General features: G+C 63.1%; 14 protein-coding genes. 5 read left to right on the top strand and 9 right to left on the bottom strand.

The window, feature by feature from the left end; translation table 11 throughout:
* Nucleotides 1-204 precede the first annotated feature (204 nt).
* Both WCA85_RS23330 and msbA read right to left on the bottom strand, forming a co-directional pair.
* A complete protein-coding gene (locus WCA85_RS23330) occupies nt 205-1,278 on the bottom strand; it encodes a glycosyltransferase family 4 protein (protein WP_424067231.1) in 1,074 nt (357 codons plus the stop codon).
* A gap of 160 nt (nt 1,279-1,438) precedes the next feature.
* Complete coding sequence (msbA, locus tag WCA85_RS23325; RefSeq protein WP_424067216.1) at nt 1,439-3,232, bottom strand: lipid A export permease/ATP-binding protein MsbA; 1,794 nt, start codon at nt 3,230-3,232, stop codon at nt 1,439-1,441.
* A gap of 248 nt (nt 3,233-3,480) precedes the next feature.
* On the opposite strand from msbA, the gene WCA85_RS23320 reads away from it, so the two are divergent.
* The gene (locus tag WCA85_RS23320; protein WP_424067215.1) at nt 3,481-4,239 is read left to right on the top strand and encodes a glycosyltransferase family 2 protein; all 759 of its coding nucleotides are present in this window, start codon (nt 3,481-3,483) and stop codon (nt 4,237-4,239) included.
* A 167-nt stretch (nt 4,240-4,406) separates the two neighbouring features.
* Here WCA85_RS23320 and dnaE read toward each other — a convergent pair whose 3' ends face one another.
* A complete protein-coding gene (dnaE, locus tag WCA85_RS23315; RefSeq protein WP_424067230.1) occupies nt 4,407-7,979 on the bottom strand; it encodes a DNA polymerase III subunit alpha in 3,573 nt (1,190 codons plus the stop codon).
* Nucleotides 7,980-8,266: 287 nt separating this feature from the next.
* On the opposite strand from dnaE, the gene WCA85_RS23310 reads away from it, so the two are divergent.
* The gene (locus tag WCA85_RS23310) at nt 8,267-9,130 is read left to right on the top strand and encodes a sulfurtransferase (protein WP_424067214.1); all 864 of its coding nucleotides are present in this window, start codon (nt 8,267-8,269) and stop codon (nt 9,128-9,130) included.
* A gap of 145 nt (nt 9,131-9,275) precedes the next feature.
* A complete protein-coding gene (gluQRS, locus tag WCA85_RS23305) occupies nt 9,276-10,172 on the top strand; it encodes a tRNA glutamyl-Q(34) synthetase GluQRS (protein ID WP_424067213.1) in 897 nt (298 codons plus the stop codon).
* Nucleotides 10,173-10,250: 78 nt separating this feature from the next.
* Here gluQRS and WCA85_RS23300 read toward each other — a convergent pair whose 3' ends face one another.
* From WCA85_RS23300 to purT, 6 genes are all read right to left on the bottom strand, one after another.
* Nucleotides 10,251-11,720, bottom strand: coding sequence for a DEAD/DEAH box helicase (locus WCA85_RS23300; RefSeq protein ID WP_424067212.1), 1,470 nt, complete (start codon nt 11,718-11,720; stop codon nt 10,251-10,253).
* Between the two features lie 391 nt (nt 11,721-12,111).
* Nucleotides 12,112-13,548, bottom strand: coding sequence for an aldehyde dehydrogenase family protein (locus tag WCA85_RS23295; protein ID WP_424067211.1), 1,437 nt, complete (start codon nt 13,546-13,548; stop codon nt 12,112-12,114).
* Nucleotides 13,549-13,676: 128 nt separating this feature from the next.
* Nucleotides 13,677-15,329 (bottom strand): acetolactate synthase large subunit, encoded by a 1,653-nt coding sequence (locus tag WCA85_RS23290; RefSeq protein WP_424067210.1) that lies wholly within the window; start codon nt 15,327-15,329, stop codon nt 13,677-13,679.
* A gap of 215 nt (nt 15,330-15,544) precedes the next feature.
* A complete protein-coding gene (locus tag WCA85_RS23285) occupies nt 15,545-15,913 on the bottom strand; it encodes an MliC family protein (RefSeq protein WP_424067209.1) in 369 nt (122 codons plus the stop codon).
* A 71-nt stretch (nt 15,914-15,984) separates the two neighbouring features.
* On the bottom strand, nt 15,985-16,197 hold the full coding sequence (locus WCA85_RS23280) for a DUF6726 family protein (protein WP_424067208.1): 213 nt from the start codon (nt 16,195-16,197) through the stop codon (nt 15,985-15,987).
* Between the two features lie 113 nt (nt 16,198-16,310).
* Nucleotides 16,311-17,525 carry a formate-dependent phosphoribosylglycinamide formyltransferase gene (purT, locus tag WCA85_RS23275; RefSeq protein WP_424067207.1) on the bottom strand — a complete coding sequence of 405 codons (1,215 nt, stop codon included), beginning with the start codon at nt 17,523-17,525 and terminating at the stop codon, nt 16,311-16,313.
* A 238-nt stretch (nt 17,526-17,763) separates the two neighbouring features.
* On the opposite strand from purT, the gene WCA85_RS23270 reads away from it, so the two are divergent.
* Nucleotides 17,764-18,348, top strand: coding sequence for an META domain-containing protein (locus WCA85_RS23270; RefSeq protein ID WP_424067206.1), 585 nt, complete (start codon nt 17,764-17,766; stop codon nt 18,346-18,348).
* A 202-nt stretch (nt 18,349-18,550) separates the two neighbouring features.
* A partial coding sequence (locus WCA85_RS23265) for a DNA translocase FtsK 4TM domain-containing protein (RefSeq protein ID WP_424067205.1) occupies nt 18,551-19,229 on the top strand: 679 nt, incomplete at its 3' end.

The following is a 19,229-nucleotide window of genomic DNA, read 5'->3' as shown; positions in this document are numbered from 1 at the left end:
CCAGCGGACACACCGTAACCGCCGCCTGATTGCACCGGCACTGGAAGCGAAGTGAAAACAATTGAGAGTGCGGCCTGCGGTCAGACCAAGGGCTTTATTTCGAACAATTATAACATGCGGGCCTGCTTCAACCGCAGTTCGGACGGGGCTTGACGGGCTTTCGGCGAGCCTTGGCAAGCCCTTGCGAAGGTGCCTGCGCATGGATCAATTCCCGGCGCGGATACGTGTGGCGAGCGCCAGCAGCGCGTCGACATGGCCGGCAACGCTCGCGTCGTACAACACGGCGTTGCGCGCCATATCGGACTGCTGAGGCGCGCAACCATTGAGCCGCGCTGTTACCGCGTGTTCGAGCGTGGCGCGAAGGTCGGCCTCGTCGTCGGGGGTGAAGACGTATTTGGCGTGCTGCGCGATCGCATCGCAACAGCCAATGCTCGATGGAAAGATCACCGGCGTGCCACACATCACCGATTCGACGCCGACCAGACCGAACGGCTCGTATTTCGACGCGAGGATAGTGAAATCTGCCGCACGATAACCGTCTTCGATTTCCTTCACATAGCCGATGTAGCGCACCCGCTCAGAAGTACGGGCCGGCGGGCGCCCGGCGACAGCGAGCACGACCGGCAAGGACGTGTCGCGCAAGGCGGCCTCGATCAGCGGCAGGCCCTTGCGTTCATGACTGCTGGACGGAAAGAGCAGCACGATCTCGTGATCGGCGAAGCCGAATTTGCGCCGTAACGCGGCGCGCGCCGTGGCGTCGACCGGCGTGAAACGCGCTCCATCCACCGGCGGGTACAGCACGCGAATCTTCGCCTCGGGTACGTCATAAAGTTCGCGCAACTCGTCGTGCATCAGGTGCGAGTGCGCGACGATTACCTTGGCCTGTTCGTATTGACTGCGCTCAAGCGCAATCTGCCAGTGGTCCGAAGGCTTGGCTGGACGTCCCGTAGCCCGCAGAAAACCCAGGTGCGTACCGCCGCAAATGGCAATCTCGGAGGAGTCCACCCGGTTGCAGCCAATCAGCACGTCGACCTTGGCGGCGCGGCGCGCACGGCGCAGCCGCCACGAAAACCAGCGATCGCGCAGCTTGCCCGGCAGAAACGATACGTTGATGCGATGTGCCTCAACCATCCGGCTCTCAGGCACTGACATATCAAAGCGGCGTGCAAAGAATGCCAGTTCGACGCCTGCGGCGGCAAAACCGCGGACCAGATCCATCGCATAGCGCTCGAGGCCGCCGCTATGTTTCAGCGCATTACTGGAGAGTCCGATTTTCATCATTCAGACGGTCGCGCGCGCGGCGCTGGATCAACGTAGAGGGATGCAGCCGGGCGCGTTTTCAGGCGCCGGCCGCCCGGGGTCATTCTTATTGTGCACGGGCGGCACGGATTAGAGCACAACCAGAGTGCGATTAACTTTCAGCGAATCTAACCGTGCATTACGCGGCGTTTTGCTGAAACTGGATGCGGTGCAAATGCGCGTACAGGCCATCTTGCGCCAGCAGTTCGCGATGGCTGCCGCGCTCGACGATGCGCCCCGCTTCCATCACCAGGATCCGGTCGGCGCGCTCAATGGTAGACAGGCGGTGCGCGATGACGAGGGTGGTGCGCCCCTTCATCAGCGTTTCGAGCGCCGCTTGCACATGGCGCTCCGATTCCGAGTCGAGCGCCGAGGTGGCTTCGTCGAGGATCAGGATGGGGGCGTCCTTATAGATTGCGCGGGCAATGGCCAGACGTTGGCGCTGACCGCCCGAAAGCATCAGGCCGTTGTCGCCGACGAGCGTCTCGATGCCCTTCGGCATGGCCTGTACGGTGTCCCACAGGTTGGCCGCCTGCAGCGCCGCTTTGACCTTCTCCGGCTCCGCCGTCTCGCCATACGCGACGTTGTGCGAGATCGTGTCGTTGAACAGCACGACGTCCTGGCTCACCATGGCAATCTGGCTGCGCAGCGCATGGATGCCGTATTCCGGCAACGCCACGCCATCTACGAGGATTTCGCCGCCGGTCGGGTCGAAGAAACGCGGCAGCAGGTTCACGAGCGTCGTCTTGCCGCTGCCCGAAGGGCCAGCGAGCGCCACCATTTCGCCCGGCGCGACCTTGAACGACACCTGGTCGAGCGTCTGGCGGTTGTGCGTGCTGGTCGCGCCGTAGTTGAACGAGACATCGCGGAACTCGACCTCGCCCGACGCATGATCTAGCGGCCGGCCGCCGCCTTCCGGCTCAGACGGTTCGTCGATCAGGCCGAAAATCAGCTCAGCGGCAGTCATACCCCGTTGCAGCGGCTGGTTCACGTCCATCAGGTGCTTGAGCGGCGAGATGATCAGCAGCATGGACGTGACGAAGGCGACGAAGCCGCCCACGGTTGTCTGATCGGACGACGATTGCACCACTGCGATAGTGATGACGACCGCGAGCGCAATGGATGCGAGGAACTGCGTGAGCGGCTGCGCCAGACCGCCGGACACGGTCATGCGCATTGAATAGCCGCGCAGACGGCGGCTCATTTCGGTAAAGCGGTCGGTCTCGTACTTCTCGCCGTTATGTACCTTGACCACCTTGTAGCCGCCCACCGTCTCCTCGACGATGTAGGACAGCTCGTTGGTCAGCATCTGATGCTCGCGATTGAGCCGGCGCAACCGCCGGTTGATCTTGCCGACCAGCCAGCCGATGGCAGGCAGCAAGATCGCGACGATCAGCGTCAGCTTCCAGTTCAGATAGAACAGATAGCCGAGCAGAAACAGCACCGTTAGCGAATCGCGCACTAGCGTGACCAGCACACTCAGCAGCACGTTGAGGATCTGATTCACCTCGAAGACAATCGCGTTGATGACGGTGCTGGCCGTCTCGCGCTGGAAGAACCCGACGCTCGTGTGGATCATCCGGTCGAACATCTTTAGGCGCAGGTCAAGCAGAATCTTGTTCGACACGTAAGCAAGCAGGTAACCAGAGGCGTACTGCGACGTGCCGCGCACGAACGCGAGGCCGATCACGGCGAGCGGCACCACCCATTTCGCTTTGTCGCTGGCGTGGGCGCCAAAGCCCTTGTCCAGCAGCGGTTTGAGCAGTGCGGGAATGCCGGCGTCGGTACCGGCGCTGACGGCCATGGCGAGGATCGCGCCGATCAGCACCCACAGCAGCGGCTTGAGATACGGCCAGAGCCGGCGCATGACGACAACGGGCGACGAAGCATCGCCTGAACCGATAACTTTGCTTAACGTGGGCTTCGCGCTCAAGGAATCCTCTAGGAAGGCGAACAGCGTGCGCGCCCGGAGGGCAGACACAAAATACAGCATTGTAAACGGTCGGGCGGGGAAAGCGCGGGTGCTGCTACGACGGGGCGCTGGGGTGGTGGATGCTTGGGCGCCGTTGGGTCTTGCCACTGTGTCGGTGGGGTGGCGCTGTGTATACTCTCGCGCAACTCGCTCGTAAGTTCCGCAAGCGCAGCTTTTCGCCCTACCCGCCCCTTCTACGCTACCCAGGCATGAGAGAAACCACCCTCGGCGTCGCCATCATCACCAGAAATGCAGCGACCCGCCTCGCCGAATGCCTCGACGCGGTGGCCTTCGCCGACGCGATCGTCGTGCTCGACGGCGGCAGCACCGACGGCACCGTCGACATTGCCCAAGCCCACGGCGCGCGGGTGATACAGCAGACCGACTGGCCCGGCTTCGGGCCGCAGAAGAATCGGGCGCTGGACGCGCTGGATACAGACTGGATTCTGTCCATCGATGCCGACGAGATCGTTTCCCCAGAACTTGCGGCGGCGGTTCGAGCAGCCATCGCGGCGCCGACCGCAGACGTTTATGCGCTGGACCGCCTGTCAAGCTTTTGCGGGCACTGGATTCATCACAGCGGCTGGTATCCGGACTGGATTCCGCGCCTGTTCAAGCGCGGCGCGGCACGCTTCTCCGACGATCTCGTGCATGAGCGGCTTGTCTTCAGCACACCGGCGCAGCGGGTCACAGGCAAGCTGATGCACTACTCGTACGAAGACTTCGAAACCGTGCTGCGCAAGCTAGACGCGTATTCCAGCGCGGGCGCGCTGCAGCGGCACGCCGCTGGCAAGCGCGGCAGCTTCGGCAAGGCGCTGGGACGCGGCGCGTGGGCATTCCTGCGCACTTATGTGCTGCGTGCCGGTTTTCTCGATGGACGCGCCGGCCTCATGATCGCGGTGTTCAACGCGGAGACGGTTTATTACCGGTTTCTCAAGCTCTCGCGATTGCAGGCGCCGCGGCGGTAAGCACGCGGGTCTTTGCGTCGCGCGCTGGGGCTCGGTCTGGCTGAGGCGGCTGCGCTTGGCCCAGGCGGCACGGTCCGGCCGATGCCGCATGGTAGGGCAATGGCACGCTTGCCGGTTTGCCGGTTTGCCGGTTTGCCGGATCAGGCTCGGGCAAACCGGATCAAGCGTCAGTACACGATTTCAATCGAGCTGCCGGCGAACTCCCCACGCAAAGCGGCGATCAGTTCGTCCGTAGGCTTGACGCGCCACGCGTCGCCCAGACGCACCTCGCCCTCCGCGTTCTCGCTGCGATAGACGATCTGTACGGCCAGGCCGTTCGGGATTTGCACAGCCTGACGTTGCCGACCGCCACCATCGCCACCAAAGCCTCCATTGCGGCCACCGCCACCACCTCGCGCGGGCGCAACTGGCGCCGCTGTGGCTTGTGGCTCATCCGCGCCGGCGCTGTGCGCTTCCAGGACGCGCCGCAGCGCAAGCGCATCGGCATTGCCGTTCATCTGCACTTTCACGGCTTCCGCATAGCGACAACGCGCGCGGCCGAGGTCCATCACGGTGTCGACGGTGAACCGGATGCCGCCCGTGAACGCATCGTTACGCGCCTGGCCCTGCACGACCAGCAGTTCGTCTTCCTTGAACAACTGTTTGTGGGCTTCGAACGTTTCGTTGAAGACGGTCACTTCACACTGCCCCGTACCGTCATCAAGCAGCGCGATCAGCATCTTGCCGCGCTGAGTCATCTGCGTGCGAAGCGACGCAATGACGCCCGCCACCAGCTTGTCGCGGCCTTCCTTCAATTCGCCGATCTTCTGGCGCGCGAAGCGGCGCACTTCGTCCTTGTAGGCGTCGAACAGGTGGCCGGACAGATAGAAGCCCAGCGCGCCCTTCTCTTCCTGCAGCTTCTTCTTTTCCGGCCACTCAGACTCGTCGACCAGCTCATGACCTTGCGACGGCGCGTCACCCATATCGAACAGGCCCGCCTGCATGGCGTTGGCGCTCGCCTGGTCGGCGGCTTCCATGGCCAGCGACACCGAAGCGATCAACTGCGCGCGGTTCGCATGCAGCGTGTCGAACGCACCGGCGCGGATCAGCGCCTCGACCGTACGGCGGTTCACCACACGGCGGTCGATCCGGTTGCAGAAGTCGAACAGGTCGATAAACGGCCCCTCTTCGCGAGCCCGCAGAATTTCTTCAATCGCGTTCTGACCGCTGCCCTTGATCGCGCCCAGACCGTAGCGGATCGTCTTCGAGCGCTTGCCATCGGCTTGCGCCACCGGTTCGAACCGATAGGCGGACATATTGATGTCGGGCGGCAACACGGCCATCTTGTTCGTGATGCAGTCTTCGAACAGGATCTTGACCTTGTCGGTATCGTCCATGGCAAGCGACATATTCGCTGCCATGAATTCGGCCGGATGGTGCGCCTTCAGCCAGGCGGTGAAGTACGCAAGCAGCGCATACGCCGCCGCATGCGACTTGTTAAAGCCGTAGCCCGCGAACTTCTCCATCAAGTCGAAGATTTCGTCCGCTTTCTCGGCGGTGAGGCCATTCTTCGCCGCGCCCTCGCGGAACAACGCGCGGTGCTCGGCCATTTCCTCGGCCTTCTTCTTACCCATCGCGCGACGCAGCAAGTCGGCGCCACCGAGCGAGTAACCGCCGATGATCTGCGCCATCTGCATCACCTGCTCCTGATAGACCATGATGCCGTAGGTCTCTTTCAGGATGGGCTCGACGCGCGGATCGGGATACTCGACAACTTCACGCCCGTGCTTACGGGCGCAGAAGCTCGGGATCAGGTCCATCGGGCCCGGACGATACAGCGCCACCAGCGCGATGATGTCCTCGAAGCGGTCAGGCTGCGCGTCTTTCAGCATGCCCTGCATGCCGCGACTTTCAAGCTGGAACACCGCGACCGTGTTGGCCTTCTTGAGAATCGAGAACGAGGCCGGATCGTCGAGCGGCACCTGTCCGAGCGACCAGTCCTTCTTCGACGGATCAAGCCGGCGAATATAGCGCTCGGCCCAGTCCAGAATTGTCAGCGTCGTCAGACCCAAAAAGTCGAACTTCACGAGGCCGACGGCTTCGACGTCGTCCTTGTCGTACTGGCTCACCACGCCGCTTTCGTCGCCTTGCGTGTAGAGCGGACAGAAGTCGGTCAGCTTGCCAGGCGCGATCAGCACACCGCCTGCGTGCATACCGACGTTACGCGTCAGGCCTTCCACGCGCTGCGCCAGTTCGAGCAACTGATGCACTTCGTCTTCGTTATCGAAGCGCTCCTGCAGGAGCGGCTCTTCCTTCATCGCGTCGGCGATGGTGACGTGCTTGCCAGGTTTGAACGGGATCAGCTTGGCGATGCCGTCCGTGAACATATAGCCGAGATCGAGCACACGGCCAATGTCGCGCACCGCCGCCTTCGCCGCCATGGTGCCGAAGGTGGCGATCTGCGACACGGCGTCCGCGCCGTACTTGTCCTTCACGTACTGAATGACGCGGTCGCGCCCATGCTGGCAGAAGTCGATGTCGAAGTCAGGCATCGACACCCGTTCCGGATTCAGGAAACGTTCGAACAGCAGGTTGTAGCGCAGGGGATCGAGGTCGGTCACGCCAAGCGCATACGCCACCAGCGAACCCGCGCCCGAACCCCGGCCCGGCCCAACCGGCACGCCGTTGTTCTTGGCCCAGTTGATGAAGTCGGCCACGATCAGGAAGTAGCCTGGGAAGCCCATCTTGATGATCGTGCCGCACTCGAATTCGAGGCGTTTGTAGTACGTCTCGCGCTCTGCGTCGCGCTCCTCCACGTTGGGATAGAGCTGTTCGAGACGCTTTTCGAGCCCTTCTTTTGACAGGTGCACCAGATAGTCGTCGAGCGACATGCCATCCGGCGTGGGGAACAGAGGTAGCTTCGGCTTGCCGAGTTCGAGCGTCAGATTGCAGCGCCGGGCAATTTCCACGGTATTGGCGAGCGCCGACGGAATGTCCGCGAACAGCGCGGCCATTTCCTCCTGAGTACGGAAATACTGCTCGGTCGTAAAGCGTTTCTGCCGACGCGGATTGGCGAGCATGTCGCCTTCCGAAATACACACGCGCGCTTCGTGCGCGGTGAAGTCGTCCGGCGTCATGAACTGCAGCGGATGCGTGGCGACCACCGGCAGTTTGAGCGACGCCGCCAGCGTCACCGCCTGTTGCAGGTACGCCTCACCGCCCGGGTGGCCGCAGCGCTGCAACTCGATATAAAAGCCCTTGGGGAAAACCTTGGCCCAATGTTGCGCGTTGCGTTTTGCGGCTTCCACGTTGCCGGCGGCAAGCGCCATACCAACGTCGCCCTGCTGCGCGCCGGACAATGCGAGCAGCCCTTGGCCCAGCCCGGTTTCGAGCCATCCGGCTTCCACTTCAGCACGCCCGCGATACTGATTCGTGAGCGACGCCTTGCTGAGCAGCTCACACAGATTCAGATAACCACGCCGGTCTTTGACCAGCAGCAGCAAACGCGAAGGCTTGTCCCGGTCGTCTGGATTGGTGATCCAGACATCGCAGCCGGCAATGGGTTTGACCCCTTTGCTACGGGCTTCCTTGTAGAAACGTACGAGGCCGAACGCGTTGCCGAGGTCGGTGAGCGCGAGCGCGCCCTGACCGTCTTTGACCGCCGCCGCGACGATGTCGTCAAGGCGCACGATGCCGTCGGCAATCGAGAATTCGGAGTGGACGCGGAGATGAACGAAGCGAGGATCTGACATGGGCGTTATTGTAACCCCAGCCTCCCGAAGATTTGGATCGCGACGGCTGCGATTCGGAGACGTTAGCCATCTGGACAAGGCATGAGCGGCAGATGACTGGTTATGCATGAAGCCGCAATAAATGCAACGGCTTTGCGCTCTCGCAATGAACTGGTCATCTGGCCGACTCGGGCAATCCGTCCGGTTGAGGGATAATACGGGTTTCGCCCTATTTGCCGTGGCCGCGCCACGCGGGTGCCCGTTGTGGCGCTCACGTCATTTGCAGCGCCGCCGGGGCCCTTTACCGCTGGACCATCATGAGCATCGTCAATCTCGCCGCCTATCAGTTCGCGACCATCGAAAACACTGCCGAATGGCGCCCGCTCGTCACCGAGCGATGCAACGCACTCGGTTTGCGTGGCACGATCCTGCTCGCGCCGGAAGGTATCAACCTGTTCGTCGCGGGCACGACAGAGGCGGCCGCTGCGTTTATCGACTACATTCGCCACGACCCACTGTTCGAAGGCAAGTTTGCGAACCTGCAGTTCAAGGAAAGCCTGTCGGAAAAGCAGCCGTTCCGCCGCATGCTCGTCAAGCTGAAGCGCGAAATCATCACCATGAAGAAACCGGCCATCCGGCCGGAACTGGGGCGTGCGCCGTTTGTCGACGCCCCCACCCTCAAGACCTGGCTCGACCGCGGTCACGACGACGCCGGCCGGCCGGTGGTCATGCTCGACACGCGTAACGCATTCGAAGTAGACGTTGGCACGTTCGACGACGCCCTCGATTACCGCATCACGAAGTTCAGCGAGTTTCCGGAAGTGATCGAGAAGAACCGCGCCGACCTGGAAGGCAAGACGGTCGTGTCATTCTGCACGGGCGGCATTCGCTGCGAGAAGGCCGCCATCCATATGAAGGAAGTCGGCATCGAAAACGTGTACCAACTTGAAGGCGGCATCCTGAAGTATTTCGAGGAAGTCGGCGGCGCGCATTATCACGGCGAGTGTTTCGTGTTCGACTACCGCACCGCGCTCGACCCGGCACTCAAGCCGACGGCCACTGCGCAGTGTTTCGGCTGCCGCGCCGTGGTGAGCCCGGAAGCACAGCAGTCGCCGCTGTACGTGCCAGGCAAAACGTGTCCGGAATGCCATCCTGAGAATAACGCCGTACGTGCCGCCTGATGATCGCGGTTGAGCTCCTGCGCGGATGCCATGGTCGACGCAGCATAACGAGCGCCCGCTGCGCAGCGTTGGGCTTGTGCTTGTGCTGGCATACGCAAGCGTCTGACGCCCATCCGATGCCAACGGTGTAGTGGGCCTCGAAACCATGACCTACCGCGGCCGCTTTGCCCCATCGCCCACTGGCCCGTTGCATTTCGGCTCGTTGGTGAGCGCACTGGCAAGCTGGCTTGACGCTCGCGCGCATAACGGCGTCTGGCTGGTTCGAATCGAAGACATCGACGGCCCGCGCACGGTAGCGGGCGCAGCCGAAAACATCCTTGCCACGCTCGAGCGTTTCGGCATGCACGCCGACGAACCGCCTGTCTGGCAAAGCCAGCGCACGGCGCGGTATCACGCGATGCTGGAGCAATTACGGGCGACAGGACTGGTTTATCCATGCGGCTGCACGCGCAAGGAGATTAGCGATTCACTGCTGCGCGGGCATGCGCGCAACACCACGCTCGCCTATCCGGGCACATGCCGGGACGGTCTGCACGGCAAGCCAGCAAGGGCCTGGCGTTTGCGCGTACCGGATGCCGCTACCGCGCTAATCACCTTCAATGACCGGTGGCAGGGCGAGCAGACGCAGAATCTGGCCACGGAGGTTGGTGATTTCGTATTGAGGCGAGCGGACGACCAGTGGGCGTATCAACTGGCGGTGGTGGCGGACGACGCGGATGCGGGCATCACGGACATCGTGCGGGGTGCTGACCTGCTGGATTCGACGGCGCGGCAGATTTACCTGCAGCATTGCCTTGGCGTGCCGACGCCGGTGTACCTGCATGTACCAGTGGTAACGAACGAAGCGGGCGAGAAGCTCAGCAAGCAAACCGGCGCGATGGCGTTGGATACGAACCGCCCGCTAGAGGCTCTACACGCGGCGGCCCAGCATCTGGAACTGGACCTGGGTGGCCACGCGTACACAACGCTAAGCGCGTTCTATGACGCGGCGGCAGCAGCCTGGACAAGACGTATCGAGGATCGCTGCGCGCGGCGGGGGTAGTGCTTCAGGAAACCGCCGGAGAGCCAACCCCGGCGAACAACGCAACGACAACCGCCCGCAGTCCAGAAGTAAAGACGATCAGGAAGACGTGCTCTTGCGCGGCATCCCAAACCCGCCTAGCAAAGCTGCCAGCGGCTGCTTCGAAACCGGCTTCTGCGCGGCAGCAACATCGGCGATTTCGTCGGCCTTACGGCTCGAAGGCGAGGGCTCATAAGGCTTGAAGAAGAAATCATCCACCGGTTGTTGCCGGTGATGATGCGGCCGATCGTACGAAGCAGCAGAACCCGAAGCAGCCGGACCCGTACGCCGACGCGCACCCCGCTCATCGCGCCCTTCGCGCTCGCGCCGCGGCGCGCGCTCTTCGTGATGATGCCGCACCGGCACATCAACCGTCAGACGCTGCACATCCAGCGGCCGCTTGATCAGCTTCTCGATATCGGCGAGCTGCTTACGCTCGTTCGGGCTGCACAAAGAGAGCGCATCGCCAGAAGCGCCAGCGCGTCCCGTACGCCCAATCCGATGCACGTAGTCTTCGGCATTGAACGGCAGATCGAAGTTGATCACCGCGGGCAACTCAACAATATCCAGCCCGCGCGCCGCCACATCGGTCGCCACCAGGGCTTCAATCTCACCGCGCTTGAACGCATCCAAAGCCTGCATGCGCTCATTCTGCGTGCGGTCGCCGTGAATTGCAGTCGCCACCACGCCATCGCGCTCAAGGCTGCGTGCGAGGCGGCTCGCGCCGATCTTGCTGTTGCAGAAAACGAGCACCTGCTTCAGACCGCGATCGCGGATCAGTTGCACCACCGCGCCGGTCTTGTCGCCCTCGGCCACTTCATAAACCGTCTGTGTGACGTTGGTCGCGGTTGAATTGCTGCGCGCCACTTCGATGGTCTGCGGGTCACGCAGATAGGTCGCGGCCAGCTTCTTGATTTCGCCGGAGAACGTCGCCGAGAACAGCAGGGTCTGCCGCTCCTTTGGCAACAGGTTCAAGATGCGCTGCAAATCCGGCAGGAAGCCCATGTCGAGCATGCGGTCGGCTTCGTCCAGCACCAGCATCTGGACCTGACCCAGATTGGCGGTCTTTTGCTGCACGTGGTCGAGCAGACGGCCCGGCGTCGCGATCAGGATTTCGACACCGCGGCGCAACTGCTCGGACTGCGGATTCATGTCCACCCCGCCGAACACCACCGCGCTGCGCAACGCTGTGTGCTTTGCGTAAGCGTGTACGTTGGCGGCGACCTGGTCGGCCAGTTCGCGGGTCGGCGTGAGAATCAGCGCGCGCACCGGGTGACGTGCCGGCGAAGCACTCGTGCTTGCGTGCGGCAACAGGCGCTGGATGATCGGCAGCGAGAAGCTCGCGGTCTTGCCGGTGCCGGTCTGGGCGGCACCCATGACGTCTCGGCCTGACAGCACGACCGGAATCGCCTGCGCCTGGATCGGCGTAGGCGTCGTGTAACCCTGCTCCACGATCGCCTTCAGGATATCGGGGGCAAGGCCAAACTGGTCAAAGGTCGCGGTACTGGGCGTGACGGCTGTGTCGGACATGGTGGCTTTCGCTAAAAATGCGCCTGCGCGGAAGGCGGGGCAGCGGCCGGGACCGCGGAGGGCATCAGGATGAAGCGGAGCCACGACGTGCCGCACAGGTACCCGATTAAGTCAGGGAAGAATGCAGCCGGCTCCGGCCGACGGAAACACCCGCCGGAAAGGGCGGTATTGTAGCACTTCAGCACAAACACTCATGGCGCGCCCGCCCACTTTCTGCTCGCACCCCGGCGAGGCACGTCGCAGCGCGGCTGGCAGTGTTACGGGACAGATCAGCCTAAGACACCCGGAAGGCAGTCCTGTGACAACGGGGCAAGCTGGCAAAGGACCGTCTCGGGGCGCCAGGCCGGCGCCCCGAGACCCGAGACCCATCACCACGCGCTCAAGCAGCCAATCACCACGTCTCACGCATCACCATCAGCCGCAGCTCGGTCATGTCCTCGATCGCATAGCGGATGCCCTCGCGCCCCAGCCCCGAGTCCTTCACCCCGCCGTACGGCATATTGTCCACCCGGAACGACGGCACATCGTTGATCACGACCCCGCCCACTTCCAGTCCATCCCAGGCGCGATGCGCATTCGCAAGCGAATCCGTGAACACGCCGGCTTGCAGGCCAAAATCGCTGTCGTTGACGGCTGCGAGCGCCGCGCCGAAGTCGTCGAAAGGCTCGAGCATCGCCACCGGACCAAACGCTTCCTTGCGGTACAGGTCCGAATCGCGCTTCACATCCTCAAGCAGCGTCGCCTCGAAGTTCGCGCCATCCACCTTGCCGCCGGCAACGATTTTGGCACCCGCCAGCACCGCGCTCTCCATCCATCCGGCGAGGCGACTCGACTCCGACTCGGAAATCATCGGGCCGACAAAGGTCTTTTCGTCCTTCGGATCACCCATGATCAGTGACTTGGTTTTCGCAATCAGCTTGTCGCGCAGCGCGTCGTAAATCGCTGAATGCACGAGGATGCGCTGCACGCCGATACAGCTTTGCCCCGACTGATAGAACGCGCCAAAGGCGAGCCGGTCGACCACGTAATCGAGTTTTCCGCCTTGATCCGCGTCGACAATCACCGCTGCATTGCCGCCCAGTTCCAGAACCACCTTCTTCTTACCGGCCTTTCTCTTCAGTTCCCAACCCACCGCCGGTGAGCCGGTGAACGACAGCAGCTTGAAGCGCTCGTCGGTGGTGAACAGGTCGGCGCCGTCGCGATGGGCCGGCAAAATCGAAAATGCCCCTTTGGGCAGATCCGTTTCCGCCAGAATCTCGCCCATGATCAGCGCGCCGACCGGCGTGCGGCTGGCCGGCTTCAGCACGAACGGCACGCCCACTGCCAGCGCGGGCGCCACCTTGTGCGCAGTCAGGTTCAGCGGGAAATTGAATGGCGAGATAAACGAACACGGCCCGATCGGCACGCGCTTCACATAGCCCTGATAGCCCTTCGCACGCGGCGAAATCCGCAGGTTGATGATCTCGCCGTCGATCCGCACCGCTTCTTCCGCCGCCACCTTGAACGTATCGATCAGGCGCGTGACTTCACCGCGCGAATCGTTGATCGGCTTGCCGGCTTCGATGCACAACGCCATCGCCAGTTCATCGTAGCGCTCGCGAAAGCGGCTCACGCAGTGTTCGAGCACTGCCTGGCGCTTGAACGGTGGAAATTCGCGCAGCGCGGATTGCGCCTCGACCGCGTAGCCGATCGCCTTGTCGATGGTGGCGGCGTCGGCCATCGCAACGCGGGTTGCTACTTCGCCGCTGAACTTGTCGGTGACTTCGAGATCGGTATTGGCCGCCACCGCAACGTTTGCCAGGTAGTACGGGTACGTTTTCTTCAACATGACACGTTCTCCTTGATGCGCCCCATTCCTGGCAGCGCCAATCTGGGTCTGGCTGGATCGGGCTTTGAATCGCGACCAGGCCTGATAACAAACCGCATGCCCCGGATGGTGCAGCGGTTCGCCGCCGTTCAGAGTTGCGCGCTCAGCCGTTTGATCTCGCGGTTCAGTACGCGCTCGTTGTCCGAATAGTCGATCGGCAGATCGATCACATGCACACCCGGCGTCGCAAAGCACTCGCGCAGCAGCGGCGCGAATTCCGCCGCCGAAGTAATCCGATGACCCTGCGCGCCATAGCTCTTCGCGTAGTCGACGAAATCGGGGTTTTGCAGCGTCATGCCGTAGTCAGGGAAATTCATGTTCTCCTGCTTCCAGCGGATCATGCCGAATGCGTCGTCGCGCAGAATCAGTACGACGAGATCAAGCTTCAGACGCACAGCCGTCTCGAGTTCCTGTGAGTTCATCATGAAACCGCCGTCGCCGCACACGGCCATTACCTTGCGGTCCGGGTGCACGATCTTGGTGGCAATCGCCGAGGGCAAGCCCGCGCCCATCGACGCCAGCGCGTTGTCGAGCAGCAGCGAATTCGGCTCGTGTGCTCGGTAGTAGCGCGCGAACCAGATCTTGTACATGCCGTTGTCGAGACATACGATGCCGTCCACCGGCGTCGTCTCGTAGACGTCATGGACGATGCGCACGGGATACATGGGGAAGCGGTCGTCGAGCTGCCCCTTGGCCAGATGCGCCTCGAAGTGCTCCTTGATTTCCTTGAAACGCGTGAAGTCCCAATGTCCCTGGCATTCCGTGAGGCTCTCCTTCAGTTGCCATACCGCATTGGCGATATCGCCCACCACTTCGATTTGCGGGAAATACACCGGGTCCACTTCCGCGCCGAGAAAATTAACGTGAATCACGGTCTTTTCGCCGGCGTCGCCGGCGCGCATGAAGAACGGCGGTTTTTCGATCACGTCGTGGCCCACGTTGATGATGCAATCCGCGTGATCGATCGCGCGGTGCACGAAGTCACCATCCGAGAGCGTCGCATTGCCAAGCCACAGCGGATGCGACTCGTCGATCACGCCCTTGCCCATCTGCGTCGTAAAGAACGGAATGCCGATCTGATCGACGAATTCGCGCAGCATTCGGGTGGTGGTCTTGCGGTTGCCGCCCGCGCCGATCATCAGGAGCGGATGCTTCGCGCCGGTGATGGCCTCGACCGCCCGCGCGATGGCCTTCTCCTCCGCCACAGGACGACGGCTGAAGCTCTGCGGAATCGGCTTGCCGTCGCCTTCTTCGTCCGCGACATCTTCGGGCAATTCCAGATGCGTAGCGCCGGGCCGCTCCTCTTCCGCCTGTCGCACCGCTTCGCGCACCAGCGCGGGAATGTTGCCGATTGAGACGATCTGCCGCGTGTATTTGGTGAGCGGCTCCATCATGCGGACCACATCGACAATCTGGAAATGCCCCTGCTTGCTGGTCTTGATCGGCTTCTGGCCGGTGACCATCAACATCGGCATGGCGCCCAACTGGGCGTAGGCGGCGGCGGTGACGAGGTTGGTGGCGCCAGGCCCGAGCGTCGACAGGCACACGCCGATGCGGCCCGTCAGACGTCCATACGTCGCGGCCATGAAGCCGGCCGCCTGTTCGTGACGAGTGAGGATCAGCCTGATTTTGGAGCGGCGCAGCGATTCGAGGAGGTCGAGATTTTCTTCGCCCGGAATGCCGAACACATATTCGATACCTTCGGCTTCCAGCGACTTGACGAACAGATCCGATGCTTTCATTGAGAGTCTCGCTTGACGAACGAGCGCGGACGCAAGGCCCACGCAATGGGATCCGGGAACGGATGATCGAAGACGATGACAGACGCCGCCACGCGCGAGGCGGTGGCCGCGAGGGACAGCTTACTACCTGGGAGAAAATGGTGCGCGTTTGTGGGCAGGCGCGAGCGGTTCGGCTTTCGGGAGCCAGACGCCGGGCGTCGTTAGGGGACGGGTCGCTAGCGGACCGGCGTCACGCAATCGGGGAGGATCGGCGGTGCGTTTTCACCCGCCGTGGTGTCGTACAGATCGGCGCGCGGGCCTTTGGTCCACCAGACATAGCTGCCCGCCTGGTACCTCACGCCGGACGCCGCCAGCGTGTTGACGAACAGCATGGGCTGTCCTTTTACGGGCACCAGCGCGAAGCTTTGGCCGTTCGAAGCGTTCCAGTAAGTCACGCGCAGCACCTTACCGGTCGCGCAGGTGTACTGGTGAGTCTGCCGGTCTTTCGTCTGGATTTCAGCGAGACGCAACGGCGTGGCAAAGGCCACGTCTACCGACGCCATCAAACCTGACATGCCCATTATCGCGACGAGCCACTTCTTCATCGGATTCCTCGCTTCGCTGTTCGCAGTTGTGGCTCGGATGCTGCCGCTTGCCTGATCAAGCCTCATCAACCTCAAGGGTCGATCACATCGGCACAGGCATCGGTCGGCGCGGCGGCCACGTGACCGACCACCGGCACGATCTTCAAGCCGGCAGAAGCAATCCGGCACGGCGCGGCAGCGAGGCCGCATCCAGCCAACCCGGCGCACAGCGTCACCAGCACGCCAAGCGCCCCGAGACGGCCCATCTTGCGCAGCCGCGCAACCCTGCGGGTGTCTGACTTCATGCCAACTTCTCCTGCCTGCCATTGCTAAAACCATCGCTTGGAGAATCCGCGCGCTCACAAGGCGCAAGCCGCGCGATTCACTGCAGCGCGGCGCATGCCTGCGCCGCCCGCGATCACTTCCCCGACACAGGATGCACCGCAGCCGCCGCCTGTTTGGCACGGGCACGCGCTTCGTCCGTATTCGCGCCGGTGGCAAGGGCCACGCCCATGCGCCGCTTCGCAAAGCTTTCGGGCTTGCCGAAGAGGCGCAGATCGCTATCCGGCACCGCCAACGCAGCGGCCACCCCCTCAAACGCGATGCCCGCTTCGTCGAGGCCGCCATAAATCACCGCGGATGCCCCCGGCGCGCGCAGCGAAGTATCCACCGGCAAACCGAGGATGGCGCGTGCGTGCAATTCGAATTCCGACAGGCGCTGCGAACACAGCGTGACGAGACCGGTGTCGTGCGGACGCGGACTGACTTCCGAAAACCATACGTCATCGCCGCGCACGAAAAGTTCCACGCCGAACAGACCGCGGCCGCCGAGCGCCGCCGTCACCTTGTGGGCAATCTCGCGGGACCGTTCGAGCGCGACGGGGCTCATGGGTTGCGGTTGCCAGGATTCGACGTAGTCGCCCGCGACCTGCACGTGACCGATCGGATCGCAGAAGTACGTGCGGGTTTCGCCCGCTGCCGGGTCGATGGCTCGCACCGTCAACTGCGTAATTTCGTACTCGAAGTCGATAAAGCCTTCGACGATCACGCGGCCGTGATTCACCCGGCCGCCCGCCATCGCGTATTGCCAGGCCGGTTCGACATCGGCGTCGCTCTTCAACACCGACTGGCCTTTGCCCGAGGACGACATGACCGGCTTGACGACGCACGGATAGCCGACCTTGGCGATGCCGGCCTTCAGTTCGTCGAGCGAATCGGCGAAGGCGTAGGGAGAAGTTGCCAGACCGAGATCTTCGGCAGCAAGGCGCCGGATGCCTTCGCGGTTCATCGTCAATTGCGTGGCGCGTGCCGTGGGGATCACTTCGGCGATGCCGTCGGCTTCGATCGCGGCCAACGCGTCGGTGGCGATCGCCTCGATTTCCGGCACGATCAGATGCGGGCGTTCCTGTTCGACCAGCGCGCGCAGCGCGGCGCGGTCGGTCATATCGATCACATGCGCGCGATGCGCAACCTGATGCCCCGGAGCATTCGGATAACGGTCGACCGCGATGACTTCAACGCCGAGACGTTGCAGCGCGATGATCACTTCCTTACCGAGCTCGCCCGCACCGAGCAGCATCACGCGCGTGGCCGATGTCGAAAGCGGGGTGCCGATCCGTTGGCCGATCTGCATGGAGTCTCCAGAAAAATGTCGGATGGGATGGAATGGGTAGATCAGCGATGTTAACATGCGCAACCTCGGTAACGCCCTTGCCGGATCGTGCACCAGGGGACGGCGCGCGGCTCACTTCGGCGCCGCGGCGCGCACGCGAAACACCGTCACGCCGCAGGTAGCGGGTGACGATCGCTCGCATGCGGCGACCTGGGTGCGTTACCCTTACGCCTTTGCAAGTTTCAAGAGGACCGACGCCATGTTCACAACGTCTCCAGCGCGAAGCATTGCGCGTCTCGTTGCGCCGCTTCGTGCGTCGCTTCGCTCGCCACGGCGTGCGTCCGGCATGCGCGCTCGCGCCGCCCTCACCGCCTTGAGCGTCGCCACGCTGCTGACGGCCTGTGCGATGCCCACCCACCCGGATGCCAAGGCACCGCCGCCCGATCCCTTCAATCCGGCGGCAACGCAATTGCTTGATGATACGAGCTGGGTGCTCACCAACTGGAAGCAGCAGGACGGCAGTACCCGTGCCGTGCCCGCCGCGGACAGCGGTTCGCCGCTCACGCTGGTACTCTCCACCGCGGGCGGGCAGCGCCGCGCCTCGGGTTTCTCCGGCTGCAACCGCTTCACGGGTGGGTATGCGCTGAAGGAAGGCAAACTGAGCCTCGGCTCGCTCGCCGGCACGCGCATGGCCTGCGCGACACCTGGCGGTGAACTCGAAGGTCCGTATCTCGATGCGCTGACGCATGTCGATCGCAGCGGCGTGCAGATGCGCCCACCGCAGGAGTTGCAGTTGATCCTCGAGAACGGCGACGTGCTGACGTTCGCGCGACAGGGTCAGTAAGCCGTGGCACGGCTGGCTGATCTCGCACCACTGCCGCCACTGCCATCATCGCCACCACTGTTCGCCGCAGCAGCAGGCCATTTACGGCTCTGCTGGTCAACCGGGGGCAAACGAGTGTGCCCCTGTCTTCGAAGCGTTACGCTTCGCCGGTTAAACTCGACGGATTGCGTCTTCGCGGATCCGTCATTCGTTGATGTCTAGCATGCACACGGTAGTTTTCGGCTGGTTCGGCGCGTCGGCCGTCTGGTTCATCCCCCTCCTCTGGAGACTCGTCAGGTCTGCGCTGCCGGGCGGCGTCGGCTTGCGCGGTCCCGGCACGATCCGGCTTTGGCTCGGCTTTATCTGCGTCCTCGTGGCAAGTTGCACGCTTGAGGCTTCGCTTGTTGATATTGCCGGCATGGACGGCCTGGGCCACGCGCTAGCGAGAGGCTTCGGCAAGCTGCTCGGGCACATCGGCACGCCGCTTGTCATGCTGGCGCTGCTAGTCCTCAGCCTGCCGTGGTTGATCGATTTCCGCTGGAGCACAGTAGCGGCATGGGCCGATAGCGCGTTTGGCCTCGGCCTGTCGCGCGGACTTGCGAAACGTGACGAGGACGTGCGCCGCCGCAGCAGCATCTCCGACGACACGCCGCCCGCTTATGCCTCCACGCCAACCAATACGATGGCGCCGAGGAGCAAAGGCCGATATGCGCGGCCAACCGTCTGGCGGCCGCCTGCGTCAAAGCGTGCGTCAGCGGGAGCGGCTGGGACGGTTGCTGGTGTTGGTGCGGGTGCTGCTGATGCGTTCGCGGCGGACTCGCGCCGCTCGGCGTCTGCTCGGGGTGCGAGCTGGCAGGCAAAGGACGCAGCGGCACGCGGCGCGGCCACTGCGGCTGAGAGCG

The organism is Paraburkholderia sp. (assembly GCF_049581445.1).
In the GTDB taxonomy this organism is placed as follows: Bacteria; Pseudomonadota; Gammaproteobacteria; order Burkholderiales; family Burkholderiaceae; genus Paraburkholderia.
This window is presented reverse-complemented; position numbering and strand designations above follow the sequence as displayed.

Coding starts and splice junctions, on each gene's coding strand:
- WCA85_RS23320 (WP_424067215.1), top strand. CDS start 3,481: ATGAGAGAAACCACCCTCGGCGTCGCCATCATCACCAGAAATGCAGCG.
- WCA85_RS23270 (WP_424067206.1), top strand. CDS start 17,764: ATGTTCACAACGTCTCCAGCGCGAAGCATTGCGCGTCTCGTTGCGCCG.
- WCA85_RS23300 (WP_424067212.1), bottom strand. CDS start 11,720: ATGTCCGACACAGCCGTCACGCCCAGTACCGCGACCTTTGACCAGTTT.
- WCA85_RS23290 (WP_424067210.1), bottom strand. CDS start 15,329: ATGAAAGCATCGGATCTGTTCGTCAAGTCGCTGGAAGCCGAAGGTATC.
- gluQRS (WP_424067213.1), top strand. CDS start 9,276: ATGACCTACCGCGGCCGCTTTGCCCCATCGCCCACTGGCCCGTTGCAT.
- WCA85_RS23330 (WP_424067231.1), bottom strand. CDS start 1,278: ATGAAAATCGGACTCTCCAGTAATGCGCTGAAACATAGCGGCGGCCTC.
- WCA85_RS23310 (WP_424067214.1), top strand. CDS start 8,267: ATGAGCATCGTCAATCTCGCCGCCTATCAGTTCGCGACCATCGAAAAC.
- WCA85_RS23280 (WP_424067208.1), bottom strand. CDS start 16,197: ATGAAGTCAGACACCCGCAGGGTTGCGCGGCTGCGCAAGATGGGCCGT.
- purT (WP_424067207.1), bottom strand. CDS start 17,525: ATGCAGATCGGCCAACGGATCGGCACCCCGCTTTCGACATCGGCCACG.
- WCA85_RS23285 (WP_424067209.1), bottom strand. CDS start 15,913: ATGAAGAAGTGGCTCGTCGCGATAATGGGCATGTCAGGTTTGATGGCG.
- WCA85_RS23295 (WP_424067211.1), bottom strand. CDS start 13,548: ATGTTGAAGAAAACGTACCCGTACTACCTGGCAAACGTTGCGGTGGCG.